Origin of the sequence: Pseudomonas subflava (genome assembly GCF_023823685.1) — a bacterium.
Taxonomy (GTDB): domain Bacteria; phylum Pseudomonadota; class Gammaproteobacteria; order Pseudomonadales; family Pseudomonadaceae; genus Aquipseudomonas; species Aquipseudomonas subflava.
Genome location: NZ_JAMXBF010000005.1, coordinates 83,728 through 102,821 on the forward strand (window position 1 = coordinate 83,728; position 19,094 = coordinate 102,821).

Here is a 19,094-nt window from a genome sequence, read left to right on the forward strand (position 1 = left end):
TGGTCATTGCATCGATGTGGATTGGCGCAGCACCAGGGTGCCGCCCTTCTGGGTGAATTCGAGTTGCTTGAGGGCGCTCATGCCGAGCAGCACCTCGTCCCCGTCCATGCCGGGGGTGATCAGCGCCGCCACGTCGCGCAGCTGGATGTCGCCGAGCTGCAGCAGGCCGAGGCGGGTGCGCCAGCCGGTGGCGATGCCGTTGGCGGTGCGGATCTGCACCGCCGCGCCGGGCTTCAGGCCCAGTTCGCCGGCCAGCTTCTGCGGCACGGCCACGGCGGTGGCGCCGGTGTCGAGCAGGAAGGTCACGGTGCGGCCGTCGATCTGCCCGTCCAGCACGTAGTGGCCGCCGCGGCTGCTGGCCAGGCTGACTTCGATGTAGCCGTTGCCATGCACCGACTGCGGCTGGCGGTTGGGATTGTCGCGGCCGTCCTCCCAGTCGGCGAACCAGTGGGTGGCCAGGGCCAGCGCGGCGATCCAGGCCAGCACCAGCATCACGCGGGCGGCACGCTGACCGGCAGGGCGTTCGCTCACTTTGCGCTCCAGCCGCCGGCCGGTGGCTTGAACTGCCACAGCAGCGGGCGGCGCTCGCCGTCGGCCCGGGCCAGGTCGTTGTTGTCCAGGCCCAGCCAGGCGCCTTCCTCGTCCAGCCAGAGTGCCTCGGCGGCGCCGTAGGGCTCGGGATAGACGCGCCCGCTCTCCTGCGCGGCGGCGCTGAACGACCAGCACTTCTCTTGCGCGCCGGTACTCGGGTTGCGCCGGCAGATGCGGTGTTCCAGGCGCTCCAGGCTGAACAGTTTGTCGTCGTGGAAGACCAGGTCGCCGAAGCTGCGCGGGTAGCGCGTGTCGCTCTGGGGCGTGAGCGGCGAACGCAGCTGGCCCGCCTCGGACATCAGGATGCAGCCGCCGGTGCAGCGCCAGCGGCCCTTCTCCAGATGCAGCACCAGCAGGCCGCGGCGCTCGCGCTCGGCGGCCAGCCACAGGCGCGTGCCGGCGGGGTCGATGGCCAGGCCTTCGAGCAGCGCGTTGTGACGCAGCAGCATGCCGCTGGCGCGGGCCTGGCGGATCAGCGTGTCGGGCAGCGGCAGCCATTCGGCCATGCCGCTGGGGCCGACCTGCAGCAGCGCGACATGCGCCTCGCTGAGCAGATAGCGATTGCCCTTGTCGTCGCAGCCGATGCTCTCGAAGTCCAGCTTGCCTGGGCGCACCAGATTGACCGCCCAGGTGCGCATGCGCAGGCCCCAGGGCAGGGCGCTGGGCGGCACCGGCGGTGCGTCGAAGGTCTCGGCGTCGGCCTGCCAGGCGCCGTCGCCCGGCTTGAGGCTGTACAGGCGGTCGTCTTCGCGGTCGGAAATCGCCAGCCATTCCTCGCCGCAGCGGGTCAGCCCGGACAGGTTGCCGCCGGCCATGCCCTCCACCGGGTGTTCGGCGAGCAGCTCCAGCTGGACGGGATCGGCCGGTTTTTCGGCGGCGAACGTCGTGCCAGCCAGCAGCAGGCCGGCCAGGGCCAGGGCCAGGCTCAACCTCACGCCAGGACCTCGGCCAGGTTGCCCTTGGTTTCCAGCCAGCTCTTACGATCGCCGGCGCGCTTCTTCGCCAGCAGCATGTCCATCACTTCGCGGGTCGCCTCGAAGTCGTCCAGGCCCAGCTGCACCAGGCGGCGGGTGTTGGGGTCCATGGTGGTCTCGCGCAGCTGCGGCGGGTTCATCTCGCCGAGGCCCTTGAAGCGGGTGACCTGCGGCTTGCCACGGCGTTTCTCGGCCACCAGGCGGTCGAGGATGCCGTCGCGCTCGGCGTCGTCCAGGGCGTAGAAGATCTCCTTGCCCAGGTCGATGCGGTACAGCGGCGGCATGGCCACGTAGACGTGACCGGCCTCCACCAGCGGGCGGAAGTGGCGCACGAACAGGGCGCACAGCAGGGTGGCGATGTGCAGGCCGTCGGAGTCGGCGTCGGCGAGGATGCAGATCTTGCCGTAGCGCAGCTGCGACAGGTCGTTTGATCCCGGGTCGATGCCGATGGCCACGGCGATGTCGTGCACTTCCTGGGAGGCCAGGACTTCGCCGCCGTCCACTTCCCAGGTGTTCAGGATCTTGCCGCGCAGCGGCATGATGGCCTGGAACTCCTTGTCGCGGGCCTGCTTGGCAGAGCCGCCGGCGGAGTCACCCTCGACCAGGAACAGCTCGGCGCGCATCGGGTCCTGGCCCGCGCAGTCGGCCAGCTTGCCGGGCAGGGCCGGGCCCTGGGTGATCTTCTTGCGCTCGACCTTCTTGCCGGCCTTGAGGCGGCGGCCGGCGTTGCCGATGGCCTGCTCGGCCAGCAGCAGGCCGGTTTCCGGATGCGCGTTGAGCCACAGGCTGAAGGCGTCTTTCACGACTCCAGACACGAAGGCGGCGGCCTCGCGGGAGGACAGCCGCTCCTTGGTCTGGCCGGAGAACTGGGCGTCCTGCATCTTCATCGAGAGGACGAAGGCGATGCGTTCCCAGACGTCTTCCGGCGCCAGCTTCACGCCGCGCGGCAGCAGGTTGCGGAACTCGCAGAACTCGCGCATGGCGTCCAGCAGACCCTGGCGCAGGCCGTTGACATGGGTGCCGCCCTGGGCGGTGGGGATCAGGTTGACGTAGCTCTCCTGCAGCGACTCGCCGCCCTCGGGCAGCCACAGCAGGGCCCAGTCCACCGCCTCCTTGTTGCCGGCCAGGCTGCCGCAGAACGGCTCCTCGGGCAGGCGCACGTGCTCGGTCACCGCGTCGACGAGGTAGGAGCGCAGGCCGTCCTCGTAGTACCAGCGGGTGGTCTCGCCGTTGTTCTTGTCGGCGAAGGTGACCTCCAGGCCCGGGCACAGCACGGCCTTGGCCTTGAGCACGTGCTTGAGGCGGCTGATGGAGAACTTGGGCGAATCGAAATACTGCGGGTCGGGCCAGAAGCGCACGCTGGTGCCGGTGTTGCGCTTGCCGACGCTGCCGATCACTTCCAGGTCGGTGGCCTTGAAGCCGTCGGCGAAGGTCATGCGGTACTCGCTGCCGTCGCGCTTTACCTTCACTTCCACCTGATTGGACAGGGCGTTGACCACCGAGATGCCGACGCCGTGCAGGCCGCCGGAGAACTGGTAGTTCTTGTTGGAGAACTTGCCGCCGGCGTGCAGCTTGGTGAGGATCAGCTCGACCCCGGGGATGCCTTCTTCCGGGTGGATGTCCACCGGCATGCCGCGGCCGTTGTCGATCACTTCCAGCGAGTTGTCCTCGTGGAGGATGACCTGGATCGATTCGGCATGGCCGGCCAGCGCCTCGTCGACGCTGTTGTCGATGACTTCCTGGGCCAGGTGGTTGGGCCGCGCGGTGTCGGTGTACATGCCCGGGCGCTTGCGCACCGGGTCCAGACCGGACAGTACTTCGATGGCATCGGCGTTGTAGGCGTTCTGTTGAGCCATGGTCTCTCGGGGTCTTTAAAGGGTGGAAAAGTCGAAGTCGGCCCAGAGGGCGGGGGCGAAGCCGGCCAGTGCGAGAATCTCCGGGATGCGCAGGGCGAAGCCCTGGTAGCTGTGGTCACCGCCTTCCCGGATGTCCAGGCCGCCGCCCCGGTAGAAGGCCTCGGCCTGGCGGTAGTCCAGGGTTTCATCCAGCGTCTGCAGCCACACCCGATAGCGTGCGGGGTCGCGCGGCTCGGGCGTTTCCAGCTCGCGCAGGGCGGTGACGTGGTCGTGGGTCAACAGCCAGGTCTCGCCGGTGTAGTGGTTGGTCTGCTCGATTTCCTTGCCGCCGAACAGCCGGTGCGGACGCACGGCCGGGTTGATCAGCACGGCATCGAGGCCATGCTGCTCGGCGAGGAACGTGGAGTAGTAGCCGCCCAGGGAACTGCCGACCAGCAGCGGCCGGCCCAGCTCGGTGATCGCCGCCTGCAGCTGCTGCATGGCCTGACGCGGATGGTGGTGCAGGGCCGGCACGCGCAGTTGCCGGGCGATGCCACAGTGTTCGGCCACCTTCAGCAACTGGCTGGCCTTGGTCGAGGCCGGCGAGCTGTTGAGGCCGTGGATATAGAGGATGCTGGGATTCATGGAGCGGGAGGCTACAAGCTAGGCGGCGCCAGCCGCAAGCATTGACATCCGGGGCCCGGGCCTGGCGCCCGTTTCCGGCTGCGGGGAAGTGGGAAGGACGGTGGGCGACGCGCAGGCTCAATAGCCCTTGATGCTGTAGTCCACCTCGAAATCGATGCCGGTGACCCGCGATACGCCGGTCTCCAGCCGCCCGTCGGCGTGCAGGCGCAGCCAGCGATAGCCGGGGGCCTCGCTGCCGACCTGGAATTCTTCGCTGCCCGGGGCGAACTGCACGCAGGTGGACGGCGAGGCGAGCAGGCGGATATCGCCTCGCTGGCGGTCGAACTCCTGATGCACGTGGCCCCAGAGCACCGCCCTGACCTGCGCGTGGCGTTCCAGCACGGCGAACAGGGCGTCCGGGTTGCGAATGCCGATCGGCTCCATCCACTTGCAGCCGATGGGCACCGGATGGTGATGGAAGCACACCAGGTGATGGCGTTCGGGCGCTTCGCTCAGCGCCTTCTCCAGCAGCGCCAGCTGGTCGTCGGCCAGGTAGCCGGGTACTGCGCCGGGAATCGAAGAATCGAGGAGGATAATGCGCCACTGGCCCAGGTCCACCACCGGTTGCAGCAGGTCGCTGCCGGCGCAGGCTTCGCGCATGGCGGGCAGCTCGTCGTGGTTGCCGGGGAACCAGCGGGTCGTGGCCTCGAGGCCCGAAGTGAGTTCGTGGAAATGCCGGTAGGAGGCCACGCTGCCGTCCTGGGAGAGGTCGCCGGTGGCCAGGATCAGGTCGATGTCCTGCTGTTCAGCCCGTACCTGCTCGACCACCTTTTCCAGGCTGTCGTGCGTGTTCATGCCCAGCAGCTTGCCGTCCGGCTCGGCAAAAAGGTGGCTGTCCGACAGCTGCACCAGCAGAACCGGACGATCGGGGACAAGAGACGACGGGCGCGACAAGGGCCAACTCCTGAGCGGGTTCCCAGGATTATGGTGGGTGAACGGCGATTCGGTAAACCCGACAAACGTGAACCTGTCACATTTGCGCGGTTGCAACCTGGCCGTTTCATCGACTGCGCGATTCCCGCGGCCATGCGGCTCGCGAGGTCGCCGAGGCAACGGTCAGAGCACCGGGACGAGCTCGTGGCCGCAGGCGATGCAGTGGCTCAGCCATTCGCCGAGGAACAGGTTGAGCTGGGTCTTCTCGTCCGGCTGGTGCATGGCGGCGTTGGGATAGGGGTAGATGCTGCGGAAGCGCCGGGCGTTTTCCGCGCCGATCACCTCGGCCATGCGTGCGTCGTGGTAGGCCCGCACCTCCAGGCGCGGCACCGGCAGCCAGGGCAGGCTGTGCTCCTGGCGCACCTCCAGCGTGGTGGTGTAGGGGCAATTCTCGAGGACGCGAACCACCAGCACGCCGAGCAGCAGATCGCCCTGGCTGACCGCCACGCGGCGCTCGCCTTCGGCCTCGCGCATGTCCGGCAGCAGGCGCAGCAGGCGCGCATAGTTGGCCTCGCAGGCGGCCTGCAGCTCGACCAGGTCGACGCGGTAGCGCTCGCGCAGCAGGTTCACGCCCACAGCCCTCGCACTTCGGCGCGGTTCAGCGCCAGCCACTGCAGGGCGATGATGCTGGCGGCGTTATCGATGCGGCCATCCTTGATGGCCTGCAGGGCGCCTTCCAGGGGCCAGACATGCACGCGGATGTCCTCGCCTTCCTCGGCCAGGCCGTGCACGCCGCCGACGCCTTCGCTGTCGCAACGGCCGAGATAAAGATGGACGCGCTCGTCGGAGCCGCCGGGGGAGGGGTAGTACTGGGTGATGGGCCAGAGCGCGGCGAGGGTCAGGTCGGCCTCTTCCTCGGCCTCGCGATGGGCGACTTCCTCGGGCTGTTCGTCCTTGTCGATCAGCCCCGCCACCAGTTCCAGCAGCCAGGGGTTGGCGCTCTTTTCCAGGGCGCCGACGCGGAACTGCTCGAGCAGCACCACGGTGTCGCGTTGCGGGTCATAGGGCAGCACGCAGACGGCGTCGTGGCGCACGAACAGCTCGCGGCTCAGCTGCGGGCCCATGCCGCCGGCGAACTGGCGGTGGCGCAGATGCAGGCGGTCCAGGCGGTAGAAGCCCTTGAAACAGGTCTCACGCTGGAGCACCTCGACATCGGCATGTGACATGCAACTCCCCCTTGTGCGGGGTCGCCCCCGCGTTCGTATCGCATCAGCGTTGAATGTGCGCGCCGCGGACATGCTTTGGCAAGGCCGCTCTCCGAACGTTCCCGGGCCGCGCGCCGGCGCCAAATAAAGAACCGCTCGGCATTTCCTGCAAATGGCAGTCTTTTGCATTGGCTACCGGCGAGTATACTCGGCGACGTCTGTACCGACTCAACAGGGAGGTGGGTATGCGCGCCGCAGAGCTGATCGATCTGCTCCGTCAGTACGATCCGGACACGGATATCCCGGTGGCCTATACCGACGCCGAGTTCGGTGCGGAGCCGCAGCTACGCGTGGCCAGCTGTTACAGCAGCGGCGACACGCGCTGCTACCAGAACCTGGTGGAGCAGGCCCAGGAAGGCCTGGTGGTGCTCGACCCCTTCGGTCGCGTCACCTACATGAACCCCTTCATGCAGCAGTTCCTCGGCTATTCCCCGGCCGAGGCGTTGGGCCGCCCGCTGGCCCAGGTGATTTCCGCCGACCTGGTCGAGGTGGTGCTGATGCAACGTCGCCAGGGGCCATCGGCCGAGCGCTACCCGATGCGCATCGAGGCTCGCGACGGACGGGTGCGCTGGGTGCAGATGAGTGCCACGCCGATTCCCAGCGCCGACGGCAGCGACCGTGGCAGCCTGCTGACCATCACCGACATCTCTCATCGCGAGAGCCACGCCGACAAACTGGGCGACCAGGAAAACCTCGGGCAGAAGGTCTGGCGCATCTCTGAGCAGCTGGACAGCCTCAAGTCGCTGCGCCTGAACCTGTTGGCCGAGCTCGAGGCGCTGCAGGATTCGCCGCGCATCGCCGCCACGCCGTACTGGCACCAGCAGCGTTACCTCTATCTGGTACGCCCGCAGAAGGATGGCAAGCGCGTGCGCGAGTACGTCGGCGCGCAGCCGGAGCGGATCAGCGAAGCCCTGGCCGCCGTGCGCCGCGAGCAGCGCTACCAGGACGTGTGCCGCGAGCTGCAGGAGATGGAGGAGAAGATCCGCACTTCCACCTTCAAGCTGGACAGCTTCCTCTGGGAGCTGGCCAGGGTGCCGCAGAACTTGCACAAGCTGGTGAGCTAGAGCCTCGCGACCGGCTTTTTCGACCACGGTTCCGTCAACGGCCGCCCCATTCCGGGGCGGTTGTCGTTTCTGCGCTCTGAATATCTGTGATCACAGATAAAATATACTTATAAAACAATGGTTTAAGTTGATATTGGATTAATGTCAGCGGGGGGTGATTGGTTCTTGTTGTGCCATTAAAGCGCTGCATAGGATGCCCGCCTCCCTACCCATGCAGGACGCAACCATGACTCTCCCATCGCCTCCCCTGGATCACGATCAGTTCTACCGCGAACTCACCCTGCGCAACGCCGGCTTCATCAGCGCCGACGACCAGTGCGGCCTGCGCGAGGCGGTGATCCTCATCGCCGGTTGCGGCTCCACCGGCGGCAGCGTTATCGAGCTGCTGGTGCGCAGCGGTGCCGAGCACCTGATCCTCGTCGACAACGGCAGCTACGAGCTGAACAACGCCAACCGGCAGAACATGGTCGTCGGCGACATCGGTCGCGCCAAGGTCGAGGTGTTCGCCGAGCGGGTGCGGCAGATCAACCCCTACGTCAGGCTGGAGCTGCATGGTCACGGGGTCACCCCGGACAATGTCGAGGCGCTGGTCGCCCAGGCCGACGTGGTGGTCGACGCCATCGACGTCACCGGGCGCGCCGGGCTGGAGATGAAGTACCTGCTGCACCGCGTCTGCCGGCGCCAGTACAAACCGGTGGTGTGCGGCTACGACATGGCCGCCGCCCAGTACATCCCGGTGTTCGATTACCGCAACCCGGACCTGCAGGTGCTGGGTGGCCTGCTCGGCGCCGAGCAGGTGGCAACCCTCGATCCGCTGCAGGCCTGTACCTTTCTGGTGCCGGTGGAATGCGTGCCGCTGGAGATGTACGCCGAGCTGGACCGCCACCTGGCCGGCAAGGACTACACCTCGCAGCTGGGCATCGCCGCCCACCTGTTCGGCACGCTGGCGACCGCGCTGATCCTCGACCTGATCAACGGCCGCCCGGTGCGCGACGCCATCTACGTCGACGTCTGGGAGCTGACCCGTCGCCGCGACGCCCAGGCCGAGCGCGAGCACCAGGCGCTGCTGGATCAGGGCCGCCAGGCACTGGCGCAGTGGCGCGAGCTGCCGCCCGAGCGGCCCGATGGATTCTTCCTCGAGCGTTCGGTCAAGCACTATCAGCCGCCGCAGCTCGCCGCTCTGCGCGACTACGAGCAGTTCCGTATCGACCGCCGCGCCGGCATCGCCAGCTATGCCATTCCCAATTACCAACTGGACAACAACCTCACCCGCCAGCTGCTGCGCTTCGCCTTCGTGCATTACGCCAGGGTCGGCTTCATCAATCCGCAGGAAGCCGCGTGCCGCCAGCTGCATGCCGAGCCGCTGAAGTATCTGGCGCAGGAGGACGTGCACATCGTCCTGGTGCGCGAGAGCGACCATCAGCTGCTGGCCTATTCCACCCTCAAGGCGCCGATCGCCCGCGACATGCGTTTCGATGCCGCGCAGCGTCCCGCCTTCGGCGTGGAAAACGCCTTCGGCCGCGACCTCTACGCGCAGGTCGCCGAGCTGCAGTCGCTGCCGGTGGAGCAGGTGCGCGAGATCGGCCGGGTGACCAAGGCGCAGATCGGCGATCCGGTGCTCGAGGCCAAGGCCGGTCTGCTCCTGCTCAGTGCCTATGGGCGCCTCTTGTGCCGCACCGACAGCGGCGTGCTGGCCATGGTCGGCGACGGCGAGCGCCAGGTGACCCTGCGCAACCTCGACTTCTTCGGCTTCCGCCCGCAGGTCCTGCCGGCGCGCGCCGCCTGCATCGCACCCCAGCACCTTTACGCCAACCGCTACCAGGGCCGTGAAGTGCACCCCTTCTGGCTGCGCCTGGACGCCGTTGACCGCGAGCGTATCGCGCAGATCGAGGCGCTGATCGAGCTCGAAGGCGACGAATTCCTCACCCGGCTGCGTGACGCCAAGCAGCAGAACACCCTGCACATAGGAGCATGAACATGAACGGTATCTGGAACGAGCAACAGCAGGCCATCCGCGCCCACTACCTGGCCGTCGGCCGCGACCTGGTGCGCCCGACGTCCGCCCTGCGCGACCGCGAGCTGGGCTTCGACCGCGAGCTGTGGCGCGCACTGGGCGCCACCGGGCTGTTCGGCGTGCACATGCCGGCGCGCTTCGGCGGCCAGGGCCTCGGTATCTGGGAATTCTCCGCGGCCCTGGAAGGCTTCTCCGAGGGCTGCCAGGACATGGGCGTACTGGTGTCCTTCGTCGCCCAGGTGGCGCTGGTGCAGTCGGCGCTGCTCAGCTATGGAAGCGAAGAGCAGCTGCAGCGCTGGCTGCCGCCGCTGATCAGCGGCGAGAAGATCGGCTGCTTCGCCATCACCGAGCAGGGCTGCGGCTCCGACGTGCGCTCGCTGAAGCTGGCGGCGCGCCGCGACGGCAGCGGCTACCGCCTGAACGGTCTGAAGTGGAACATCACCAACGCGCCGGTGGCGGACATCTGCATGACCTTCGCCCGCCTGGAGGAGGCCGGTGCCAATGCCATCTCCTGCTTCATCACCGAAACCGCCAAGCCCGGCCTGACGCAATCCGCCCCGTTCGAGCTGATGGGCAACCGCGGCACGCCGATCGGCAGCCTGAGCTTCGACGAGGTGGCGCTGGATGCCGACAGCCTGATCAACGGCGAGGGGCAGGGCCTGCGGGTGCTCTACTTCGGCTTCCTGGTCGAGCGCATCTTCACCGGCGTGGTCATCTCCGGCTGCATGCAGCCGCTGATCGACGAGTGCCTGCAGTACAGCCTCAAGCGCCAGGCCTTCGGCCGGCCGATCAGCGACAACCAGTACGTGCAGGGCCATATCGTCCAGGCCTACACCCAGCTGGAGCTGCTGCGCGGCGTGGTGATCCGCGGCCTGAACGAGCTGGAGCAGGGCCGCGACTGCTCGACCCTGGCCTCGATCATCAAGATGCTGGCCAGCGAGGCGCTGCACGACGCCTGCCTCAACGCCATGCGCATCCACGGCAACTATGGCTACCGCCGTGACCACTACTACGAGCGCCTGCTGCGCGATTCCATCGGCCTGTTCTTCGCCGGCGGCACCAGCGAGATCCACAAGCACGTGATCTGGACCAACCTGGTGGCCGAGGCGCAGAGCGGCGGCAAGCACAAGGACGACCTGCGTCTGGACGCCTACACCGGCGAAGGAGCCGCCGCATGAAGCCCCGCGCCGTCGCGCTGCTCTCCTGGATGCTGCATCGGCCCTGGCTGATGCTCGGCGTCCTGCTGCTGGTTACCGCCCTGGCGGTGGCCGCGGCGGGTCGCCTGGAGATCAACAGCACCCCCTACATGATCGACAAAAGCCACCCCAGCCGGGTCGCCGATGCCGACAACAAGCGACTGTTCTCCAACACCGGCGAGCAGGCCTTCGTCGCCCTGGAGAACCCCCAGGGCAATATCTTCAACCCCGAGAGCCTCACGCGCGTGGCCGAGCTGACCCGTGCGTTCCAGGCGATCGAGCTGGTGCTGCCGAGCGACAGCGAGAAGCTGCTCGCCCTGGGCGCCGATCCGCGCCTGAAGAAGCCCGTCGACGCCGTCCTTGAGGGCGGCCTGACGCCGGCCGACCAGCCGCGGCTGGCGGCGCTGAAGCAGCAGTTGATCGAGCTGGATCAGCTCAGCCACACCCGCGAAGCCTGGCTGGACAGCCTGCAGACGCGACTGGTACCGGTGCGCAAGGTGCGCAGCCTGGTCACGGTCGAGAACATGCTGACCGTCGACGAGGCGCTCGATGTGCATGCGCTGATGCCGCGCGTGCCGACCGACCAGGCCGGGCTCGACGCCCTGCGTGCCGAGGCCATGGGCAACCCGCTGTTCCTCGACAGCCTGGTGTCGCGCGACGGCAGCGCCACCACCATCCAGGTCGAGTTCAATATCGCTCAGGACGACTCGCCGGCCATGCTGCAGGTGTACCAGGCCATCGTCGACATCACCGACCAGATGCAGGGCGACGACCGCATCTACCTCAGCGGCCCGCCGATGATCGCCGCGCAGACCGCGTCGAACATGGAGAAGGACAACCAGACCCTGCTGCCGGCGGTGCTGCTGGTGATCCTGCTGGTCCTGTTCATCAGCTTCGGTCGCCTGCAGGGCGTGGTGGCGCCGCTGCTGATCGCCATCTTCAGCCTGATCTGGACCCTCGGCCTGATGGCCGCCTGCGGGGTGAAGCAGAACATCATCACCTCGATCATGCCGGTGTTCATCATCTCCATCGCGGTGTGCGACGCCATCCACTTCCTCGCCGACTACTACCGCAACCTGCCGCCCAACCCGGACCGCCAGGCGCGCATCGACACCGCCTTCAAGGTGATGCAGCAGCTGTTCTGGCCGATGTTCGTGACCTGCATGACCACCCTGGTCGGCTTCTTCTCGCTGATCTGGACCGACGTCACCTTCATCTTCGAGTTCGGCGTATTCACCGGCTTCGGCATCTTCTTCGCCTGGCTGATCACCGTAGTCTTCCTGCCGGCCATCGTCATCCTGTGGAAGGCCGAGCCGCCGCGCCACGGCCTGCTGGTCAGCGACCGGCTGGACCGCATGATCGCCGCACTCGGCCACTTCGCCCGCTACGGCAGGCGCCTGGCCTTCGGCATGCTGGTGGCCATTGTGCTGTGCAGCTGGTACGTGGTGGAGAACCTCACCGTGGACAACCAGGTGATCGGCTACTTCGAGGAGGACAGCCGCATCCGCCAGGACGACGCGGCGATCAACGCCAAGTTCGGCGGCACCACGCCGATCAGCGTGATGATCGAGAGCGCGCGGGTCGATGCCTTCAAGGACCCGGCGGTGATCGAAGGCGTGGCCAAGCTGCAGGAGCATCTGCGCCAGCAGCAACTGGTCGGCTTCACCTATTCGGCCGCCGACTTCGTCAAACGCCTGCACCAGGTCACCCAGGACGAGTTCGCCGCCGGGCAGTACCGCCTGCCGGACGACATCAGCGGCAGCCTGTTGGCGCAGTACTACCTGCTCTACGAGAACGCCAATGGCCGCGACCTGTTCGACGTGGTCGACCGCCGCTTCCAGAGCGGCCGGGTGCTGGCGATCCTGCACACCGACCGTTCTTCCGAGGTCGGCGCGCTGATGCGCGACGCCCTGGACTACGCCCGCGAGGTGCTGCCGGCCGGCATGACCGTGCGCGTGTCCGGTTACGGCGAAGTGCTGGTGGCCACCACCGACGCGGTGGTGTGGGGCCAGGTCAGCAGCATCCTGTCGTCGCCGGCGCTGATCGTGCTGATGGTCATGGCCATGTTCCACTCGATCCGCCTGGGCTTCGTCGCGCTGCTGCCGCTGCTGTTCACCCTGGTGGGCATCAGCGCGCTGATGGCGCTGACCGGGACCGATCTGGACATCGGCACCTCGATCATCGCGGCGATTTCCTTCGGCATCGGCATCGACTACGCCATCCACGTGATCGCGGCCATGCGCCACAGCCCCGGCACGCCGCAGCAGGCCACCCAGTACGCCCTGCGCCACACCGGCAAGCCGATCCTGATCAACACCCTGGCGCTGGGGCTGGGCTTCCTGGTGCTGTGCCTGTCGGGCTACCAGTCGCTGGTCAACCTGGGCATCTTCATCTCGCTGACCATGCTGTTCGCCGCGGTCTTCGCCCTGCTGGTGCTGCCGGTCTTCGTCAGCACCCGCCAGGCGCCGCAGGCCACGGCGCAGCTGGAGCCGGCCAATGCGTAGGCACCTGCTCTGGCTGCTATGCCTGGCCCTGCCGGCCAGCGCCGATGACTGGCTGGCGCTGACCCTCTATCCGGGCGGCGAGCTGTACCAGGCCGGGCATCTGCAGCAGCTGGTCGGCGCCACGCAGAACCTGTGGCAGATCGAGGACGCCGAAGGCCGTACGCCGATCCAGAGCCTGGACAGCCTGGCCAGCACCAATGCCATCGCCGTTCAGGGTGACGACGTGCGCTTCCGCCGCCTGATCGAAGTCCGCGAGCTGACGCCCGCGGGCCTGCGCACCCTGGCCGAGCTGGTCGAGCGGCACCCGCTGCTCGGCCGGCGCCTGGTCACCGCGCAAGGCGACGGCACGCACTTCTGGCTGCGCCTGGCGCGGCCCTATGCCAAGGCGGAAAAAGCCGAGCTGCTGCTGCAGTACGCCAGGCGCCTGGCCGCCGATTTTGCCCCCGAATGCCGGGTGACCAGCGGTGCCCAGGGCGCGCTGCAGGGCTACAGTCTGCAGCAATGGACGCTGCAGGCCGATGGCGCGGTGCCACCTCGCACCGCCACCCTGCAGGCCCTGCAGCAGGCGACCGCCGCCCTGCGCGAACGCAGCCAGCAGGCCTATTCGGCCGCCGACATCCTGGTCTACCTGCGCCAGGTGCTCAACGGCGAGTCGGGCCTGCCGACCAGCGACGAGGAGGTGGCGCAGTTCTACCTGGTCGCCGAGAGCCTGCGCAGCCGCGACCTGCAGGACCTCGCCCGGCCCGATTTCCAGCGCCTCAAGCTGGTCGCCCTGGGCCGCGAGCGCGCCACCGCGCCGAGCGTGCCGGGCTATCGCCTGGACGACCGATCCCGATGGACATCCACCCCGAACAGTTACCTGACAGTCGACTGTCGCTAAGGAGTTTCCCCATGCGTATTTCCCTGCTGGGCCTCGGCCTGCTACTGAGCTTCCCGGTGTTCGCCGAGGCCCTCGATCCCACTACCATCATGCGCGGCGTGCGCGACCGCGACGAAGGCCAGGACCGCCGCTCCGAACTGAGCCTGGTGCAGACCATGGCCGACGGCTTCGTGCGTGAGCGCAAGCTGCTGATGCTAGAGAAGGAGTACGGCGAGGAGCGCAAGTCCACCCTGTACTTCACCGCCCCCAGCGACACCGCCGGCACCGGCATCCTCATGCACAGCTACGCCGAAGCGCAGGCCCGCGAGGACGACCAGTGGCTGTACCTGCCGGCCCTGCGCAAGACCCGGCGCATCGCCACCAATTCCAAGGAAGGCCCGTTCCTCGGCACCGACTTCTCCTTTGCCGATATCGAGCGCATGCGCGTCGACGACTACCAGTACAAGCTGCTGCGCGAGGAGGTTTACCAGGACCGCCCGGTTTACGTGATCGAGGCGCGCACCGCCGACGGCCTGGAGAACCCGCGCACCGGCTACAGTCAGCGCCTGATTTACGTCGACCGCGAGCGCAAGCTGATCCTGCGCGACGAGTTTTTTCGCGGTGGGCGCCAGATCAAGACCTTCGAGGTTCTGGATGTAGCCCAGGTCGAAGGTTTCTGGACGGTCAACGAGTCGCGCATGAGCAACCTGGTGGAGGGCGGCGAGACCCGCCTGGTGCGCAGCGCCGCCGACTACAACCTGGACCTCGGTGACCAGAACTTCAGCGAGCGCGCCCTGCGCAACGGGATTCGCTGATGCGCACAGTGCTGATTGGCCTGCTTGGCAGTCTGGCCGGCCTGGCCGCGCAGGCCGCGACCCTTAGCGGTCGCGGTCATCTGGAAGACGGCTACCACCACGACACCACCGGCGACAGCAGCTCCGGCCACCGCGTCGAGGCGCTGCTGGAGAGCCGCGTCAGCGAGGGCAACTGGACGCTCGACAGCGTGCTGCTCGGCCGCTACCGCAGCCAGTACGACGATGCCGGCGGCAAGCTGGAGGACCGCATGGAGTTCGACCAGGACCTGCGCGAGCTGTACCTGACCTGGGCCGGCGACAACTGGCAGTGGCGCCTCGGCCAGCAGCAGATCGCCTGGGGCCGGGGCGACTACTTCCGCCTAGTCGACGTGCTCAACCCGCTGGACCTGCGCGAGTTCCTGCTGCCCTACATCGACGACTACTCCCTCGGCCGCCAGACCCGTCCGATGGCCGTGGTGGAGATCTACGGCGACAGCCTGGAGCAGCAGTTCGTCGTCGCGCCCAAGACCAGGACCACCCGCTACGCCCCGGCTGGTGCCGACTTCGCCATCACCGGGCGGCCGGAAGGCCTGGACGAGGACGACGAGCACGAACGGCCGGACATCGGCTGGCGCGGCAAGACCTTCGTCGACGGTACCGATCTGGACTTCTACCTGTTCGATGGGCTCAGTCCCGATCCGCTGTACGTGGTGGAGGAAGGCCAGCTGGTCGAACAGCAGCGCCGGCGCAGCCTGGTCGGTGCCTCGTTCGCGCGGCCGGCCGGCGACTGGGTGGTGCGCGGCGACCTAGTGCACCTGTTCAACGAGCCGCTGCAGACACCGGAAGGCGCGGACGACGTGCCCAGGTCCGCGGCGCTGCTGGGCCTCGACCTGACGCGCAACGAATGGACGGTGAACCTACAGGCCACGGTCAGCCATCGCCACGGCGCACCGGACAGCCTGCAACGGGCGACCGGCTGGGAGGCCTCGGCGGCGGTGCTCAAGGACTGGTCCAGGCAGCGTCTCAATGCCGGCATCCTCTGGCTGTACAACCGCGACGTGCAGAGCAGCCACATGGTCAAGGCCAACCTCGGCTACCGGCCCTGGAACCAGTGGTACCTGGAGGCTGGCTACATCGGTTTCAGCGGCGGCCAGCTCACCCAGTACGGCCAGTTCGACGACCGCGACCGCCTCTACCTGCAGGTGCGCAGGGACTTCAGCCTGTGATTGTCCCGCTGCGCTCCGGCCGGCGACAATGACGCCACCGCCCCGGGAACGCCCGCGGCGGCATGCAGTCGAAACGCCCGTCGCCGTCCCGAGGAAAGCCCATGCGTGTCATCGCCGTAGCCGGCCTGCTGTCCCTGTCGTTCCTGCTCAGCGGCTGCCAGGCGCTGCTGTCCGCCGCCAAGCCCCAGTCGGGCCTGTCCGTCAGCCGTCAGGCCTGGGAGCACCGCGCGCCGGGGTGCGAAGGCAAGGAATGCCCGCTGGTCAACATCGACCTGCAGAACCTGGACGATCTGCCGGAGCTGAACGCGCGCATCGAGCAGGAGCTGCTCAAACTGACCGTCGAGCTGCCGGGCGATCCGCCGCCGCCTTCACTGGACGTCTACGAGCGCGAGTTTCTCGCCAGCGCCAAACCGGGCTGGATGAGCTACCTGCAAGCCAAGGTCCTGGAGCAGCATGACCGCCTGGTGGTGATCGAACTGTCCAGCTATCGCTTCACCGGCGGCGCACACGGCATTCCCGGGCGCGCCTACCTTAACTACGACCGCGAGAAGGGTCGCCTGCTGAGCCTGGACGAGATGCTGCTGCCGGACGGGCGGGCCGACTTCTGGCGGCAGGCCGAGCTGGCGCACCAGGCCTGGCTCAAGGCCAACGGCCTGGACCAGGACCTGGACTACCAGGCCCAGTGGCCGTTCGAGCGCACCGCCAATGTGGCCCTGCTGCGCGGCGTAGTGATGCTCAAGTACGAGGTCGGCCGCATCGCGCCCTACGCCAGCGGCCATCCTGAGCTGCGCATTCCCTATTCGCGGCTGAACGGCGTACTCAAGCCCGCCTACTTTCCGGGGCGTGGCTGAGCGGCTCTAATGGTGTGGTAGCGGCGCGCAGCGCACGCATGGACATGAAAAAGCCGGGGCATGCCCCGGCTTTTCTGTGTGACGGCCGCTCGATCAGACCTGCTTGTAGATCACCGAACCCTCACCCTTGAAGCGCTCGGCCTGTTCGGCGAAGCCGGCCTCAATGGCCTTCTGTTCGTCGGTCAGACCGTTGTCCTTGGCATAGTCGCGCACTTCCTGAGTGATCTTCATCGAGCAGAACTTCGGCCCGCACATGGAGCAGAAGTGCGCCACCTTGGCCGAGTCCTTCGGCAGGGTCTCGTCGTGGAAGCTGCGCGCGGTGTCCGGGTCGAGGCCGAGGTTGAACTGGTCCTCCCAGCGGAACTCGAAGCGCGCCTTGGACAGGGCGTTGTCACGGATCTGCGCGCCCGGATGACCCTTGGCCAGGTCGGCGGCGTGCGCGGCGATCTTGTAGGTGATGATGCCGGTCTTCACGTCATCCTTGTTCGGCAGGCCCAGGTGCTCCTTGGGCGTGACGTAGCAGAGCATGGCGCAGCCGAACCAGCCGATCATCGCGGCGCCGATGCCGCTGGTGATGTGGTCGTAGCCGGGGGCGATGTCGGTGGTCAGCGGGCCGAGAGTGTAGAACGGCGCCTCGTCGCAGCATTCCAGCTGCTTGTCCATGTTCTCCTTGATCAGCTGCATCGGCACGTGGCCGGGGCCCTCGATCATGGTCTGCACGTCGTGCTTCCAGGCGATCTTGGTCAGCTCGCCGAGGGTCTCCAGCTCGCCGAACTGCGCCGCATCGTTGGCGTCTGCGATGGAGCCTGGACGCAGGCCGTCGCCCAGCGAGAAGCTGACGTCGTAGGCCTTCATGATTTCGCAGATTTCCTCGAAGTGGGTATAGAGGAAATTTTCCTGGTGATGCGCCAGGCACCACTTGGCCATGATCGAACCGCCGCGGCTGACGATGCCGGTGACCCGCTTGGCGGTCAGCGGCACGTAGCGCAGCAGCACGCCGGCGTGGATGGTGAAGTAGTCCACGCCCTGTTCGGCCTGCTCGATCAGGGTGTCGCGGAACAGCTCCCAGGTCAGGTCCTCGGCGATGCCGCCGACCTTCTCCAGTGCCTGGTAGACCGGCACGGTGCCGATCGGTACCGGCGAGTTGCGGATGATCCACTCGCGGGTCTCGTGGATGTGCTTGCCGGTGGACAGGTCCATGACCGTGTCGGAGCCCCAACGGATGCCCCAGGTCAGCTTGGCGACTTCTTCCTCGATGGAAGAGCCCAGCGCCGAGTTGCCGATGTTGCCGTTGATCTTCACCAGGAAGTTGCGGCCGATGATCATCGGCTCCAGCTCCACGTGGTTGATGTTGGCAGGGATGATGGCGCGGCCGCGGGCGATTTCGCTGCGCACGAACTCGGGAGTGATTTCCTGGGGGATGCTGGCGCCGAAACTGTGGCCGGCGTGTTGCTCCTTGAGCAGGCCGGCCTCGCGGGCCTCGGTCAGCTTCATGTTCTCGCGGATGGCCACGTATTCCATCTCGGGCGTGATGATGCCCTTCTTCGCGTAGTGCATCTGGCTGACGTTGGCGCCGGCCTTGGCCCGGCGCGGGTTGCGCACGTGGGCGAAGCGCATGGCGGAAAGCTCCGCGTCGTTCAGGCGGCGCTGGCCGAACTCGGAGGACAGGCCCGGCAGCTTCTCGGTGTCGCCGCGGTCCTCGATCCAGGCGCTGCGCACGTCGGCCAGGCCCTGGCGCACGTCGATCTGCACGCCGGGGTCGGTGTAGGGGCCGGAGGTGTCGTAGACGGTGACCGGGGCGTTGATCTCGCCGCCGAAGGCGGTGGGCGTCACGTCCAGGCTGATCTCGCGCATCGGCACGCGGATGTCCGGGCGCGAACCCTGTACGTAGATCTTCTGCGAACGGGGAAAGGGCTGGATCGACTGTTGGTCGACCTGGGCGCTCTCACTAAGATTCTTTTGTTGTTTGACGCTCATCGGCTCGGCTCCTGGCTGGATGTCGGAGCGAACCTGATGGCGAAAGGCGCACCACGGGTGGTGCGAGAGGGACTCGCCGCAGTGGCGAGGACATCTTGTTCCCTACGCAGGCCTTAACCTGATCAGGTTCAACGGGATCCGGAACTATCCGATCTCAGCCCACGACTCTGGGCACCCCGACAAGAACTGCCGCAGTCTAATCAAGGGCACGCGGGAACACCAACCCACAGGCCGGCGGCAGGTGGCGTTTCGTCGGGAATGTCCGGGGCCGAGCGAGGCGGCACTGGCATTGTTGCGGCCCCGCAACAATGCTTGTCGAAAACGGCCCCGCCGCAGCACTGCCGCCGCCTTGACCGCCGCCTGCGGCAGCCTTAGCCTTGCCCGATT

The 19,094-nt window shown here is 67.3% G+C and carries 16 protein-coding genes and 1 riboswitch; of the genes, 8 read left to right on the forward strand and 8 right to left on the reverse strand.

Going from position 1 to position 19,094, the window contains the following annotated elements; genetic code table 11:
* Positions 1-3 precede the first annotated feature (3 nt).
* From NF616_RS07145 to NF616_RS07175, 7 genes are all read right to left on the reverse strand, one after another.
* Positions 4-531, reverse strand: coding sequence for a retropepsin-like aspartic protease family protein (locus NF616_RS07145; RefSeq protein ID WP_252272557.1), 528 nt, complete (start codon positions 529-531; stop codon positions 4-6).
* Complete coding sequence (locus NF616_RS07150; protein WP_252272911.1) at positions 528-1,520, reverse strand: esterase-like activity of phytase family protein; 993 nt, start codon at positions 1,518-1,520, stop codon at positions 528-530. Before NF616_RS07150 ends, NF616_RS07145 begins: the two co-directional genes overlap by 4 nt.
* Before the next feature lie 2 nt (positions 1,521-1,522).
* Positions 1,523-3,421 carry a DNA topoisomerase IV subunit B gene (gene parE, locus NF616_RS07155; RefSeq protein ID WP_252272558.1) on the reverse strand — a complete coding sequence of 633 codons (1,899 nt, stop codon included), beginning with the start codon at positions 3,419-3,421 and terminating at the stop codon, positions 1,523-1,525.
* A gap of 15 nt (positions 3,422-3,436) precedes the next feature.
* Positions 3,437-4,045 carry a YqiA/YcfP family alpha/beta fold hydrolase gene (locus NF616_RS07160; protein WP_252272559.1) on the reverse strand — a complete coding sequence of 203 codons (609 nt, stop codon included), beginning with the start codon at positions 4,043-4,045 and terminating at the stop codon, positions 3,437-3,439.
* Between the two features lie 117 nt (positions 4,046-4,162).
* The gene (cpdA, locus tag NF616_RS07165; RefSeq protein WP_252272560.1) at positions 4,163-4,978 is read right to left on the reverse strand and encodes a 3',5'-cyclic-AMP phosphodiesterase; all 816 of its coding nucleotides are present in this window, start codon (positions 4,976-4,978) and stop codon (positions 4,163-4,165) included.
* Between the two features lie 162 nt (positions 4,979-5,140).
* Positions 5,141-5,593, reverse strand: a complete 453-nt coding sequence (locus tag NF616_RS07170; RefSeq protein WP_252272561.1) for a DUF1249 domain-containing protein — start codon at positions 5,591-5,593, stop codon at positions 5,141-5,143.
* The gene (locus tag NF616_RS07175) at positions 5,584-6,183 is read right to left on the reverse strand and encodes an NUDIX domain-containing protein (protein ID WP_252272562.1); all 600 of its coding nucleotides are present in this window, start codon (positions 6,181-6,183) and stop codon (positions 5,584-5,586) included. The genes NF616_RS07170 and NF616_RS07175 overlap by 10 nt, the downstream gene beginning before the upstream one ends.
* 224 nt (positions 6,184-6,407) lie before the next feature.
* On the opposite strand from NF616_RS07175, the gene NF616_RS07180 reads away from it, so the two are divergent.
* The 8 genes from NF616_RS07180 to NF616_RS07215 all read left to right on the forward strand — a co-directional run bounded on the left by NF616_RS07180 (position 6,408) and on the right by NF616_RS07215 (position 16,730).
* Positions 6,408-7,286, forward strand: coding sequence for a PAS domain S-box protein (locus NF616_RS07180; protein WP_252272563.1), 879 nt, complete (start codon positions 6,408-6,410; stop codon positions 7,284-7,286).
* Positions 7,287-7,512: 226 nt separating this feature from the next.
* Positions 7,513-9,261 carry a HesA/MoeB/ThiF family protein gene (locus tag NF616_RS07185; RefSeq protein WP_252272564.1) on the forward strand — a complete coding sequence of 583 codons (1,749 nt, stop codon included), beginning with the start codon at positions 7,513-7,515 and terminating at the stop codon, positions 9,259-9,261.
* Between the two features lie 2 nt (positions 9,262-9,263).
* Positions 9,264-10,478 carry an acyl-CoA dehydrogenase family protein gene (locus tag NF616_RS07190; protein ID WP_252272565.1) on the forward strand — a complete coding sequence of 405 codons (1,215 nt, stop codon included), beginning with the start codon at positions 9,264-9,266 and terminating at the stop codon, positions 10,476-10,478.
* A complete protein-coding gene (locus NF616_RS07195) occupies positions 10,475-13,000 on the forward strand; it encodes an efflux RND transporter permease subunit (protein ID WP_252272566.1) in 2,526 nt (841 codons plus the stop codon). The genes NF616_RS07190 and NF616_RS07195 overlap by 4 nt, the downstream gene beginning before the upstream one ends.
* A complete protein-coding gene (locus NF616_RS07200) occupies positions 12,993-13,880 on the forward strand; it encodes a hypothetical protein (protein WP_252272567.1) in 888 nt (295 codons plus the stop codon). The genes NF616_RS07195 and NF616_RS07200 overlap by 8 nt, the downstream gene beginning before the upstream one ends.
* An 11-nt stretch (positions 13,881-13,891) precedes the next feature.
* Positions 13,892-14,674: an outer membrane lipoprotein-sorting protein gene (locus tag NF616_RS07205; RefSeq protein WP_252272568.1), complete on the forward strand. Its 783-nt coding sequence runs from the start codon at positions 13,892-13,894 to the stop codon at positions 14,672-14,674.
* Positions 14,674-15,879 carry a DUF1302 family protein gene (locus NF616_RS07210; RefSeq protein ID WP_252272569.1) on the forward strand — a complete coding sequence of 402 codons (1,206 nt, stop codon included), beginning with the start codon at positions 14,674-14,676 and terminating at the stop codon, positions 15,877-15,879. The genes NF616_RS07205 and NF616_RS07210 overlap by 1 nt, the downstream gene beginning before the upstream one ends.
* Before the next feature lie 101 nt (positions 15,880-15,980).
* Positions 15,981-16,730 (forward strand): RsiV family protein, encoded by a 750-nt coding sequence (locus NF616_RS07215; protein WP_252272570.1) that lies wholly within the window; start codon positions 15,981-15,983, stop codon positions 16,728-16,730.
* Positions 16,731-16,823: 93 nt separating this feature from the next.
* On the opposite strand, the gene thiC is transcribed toward NF616_RS07215, so the two are convergent.
* Entirely contained in the window at positions 16,824-18,707 is a 1,884-nt protein-coding gene (thiC, locus tag NF616_RS07220) for a phosphomethylpyrimidine synthase ThiC (protein WP_252272571.1), read from the reverse strand.
* 82 nt (positions 18,708-18,789) lie between these two features.
* Positions 18,790-18,896, reverse strand: a riboswitch (TPP riboswitch).
* Between the last annotated feature and the right edge of the window lie 198 nt (positions 18,897-19,094).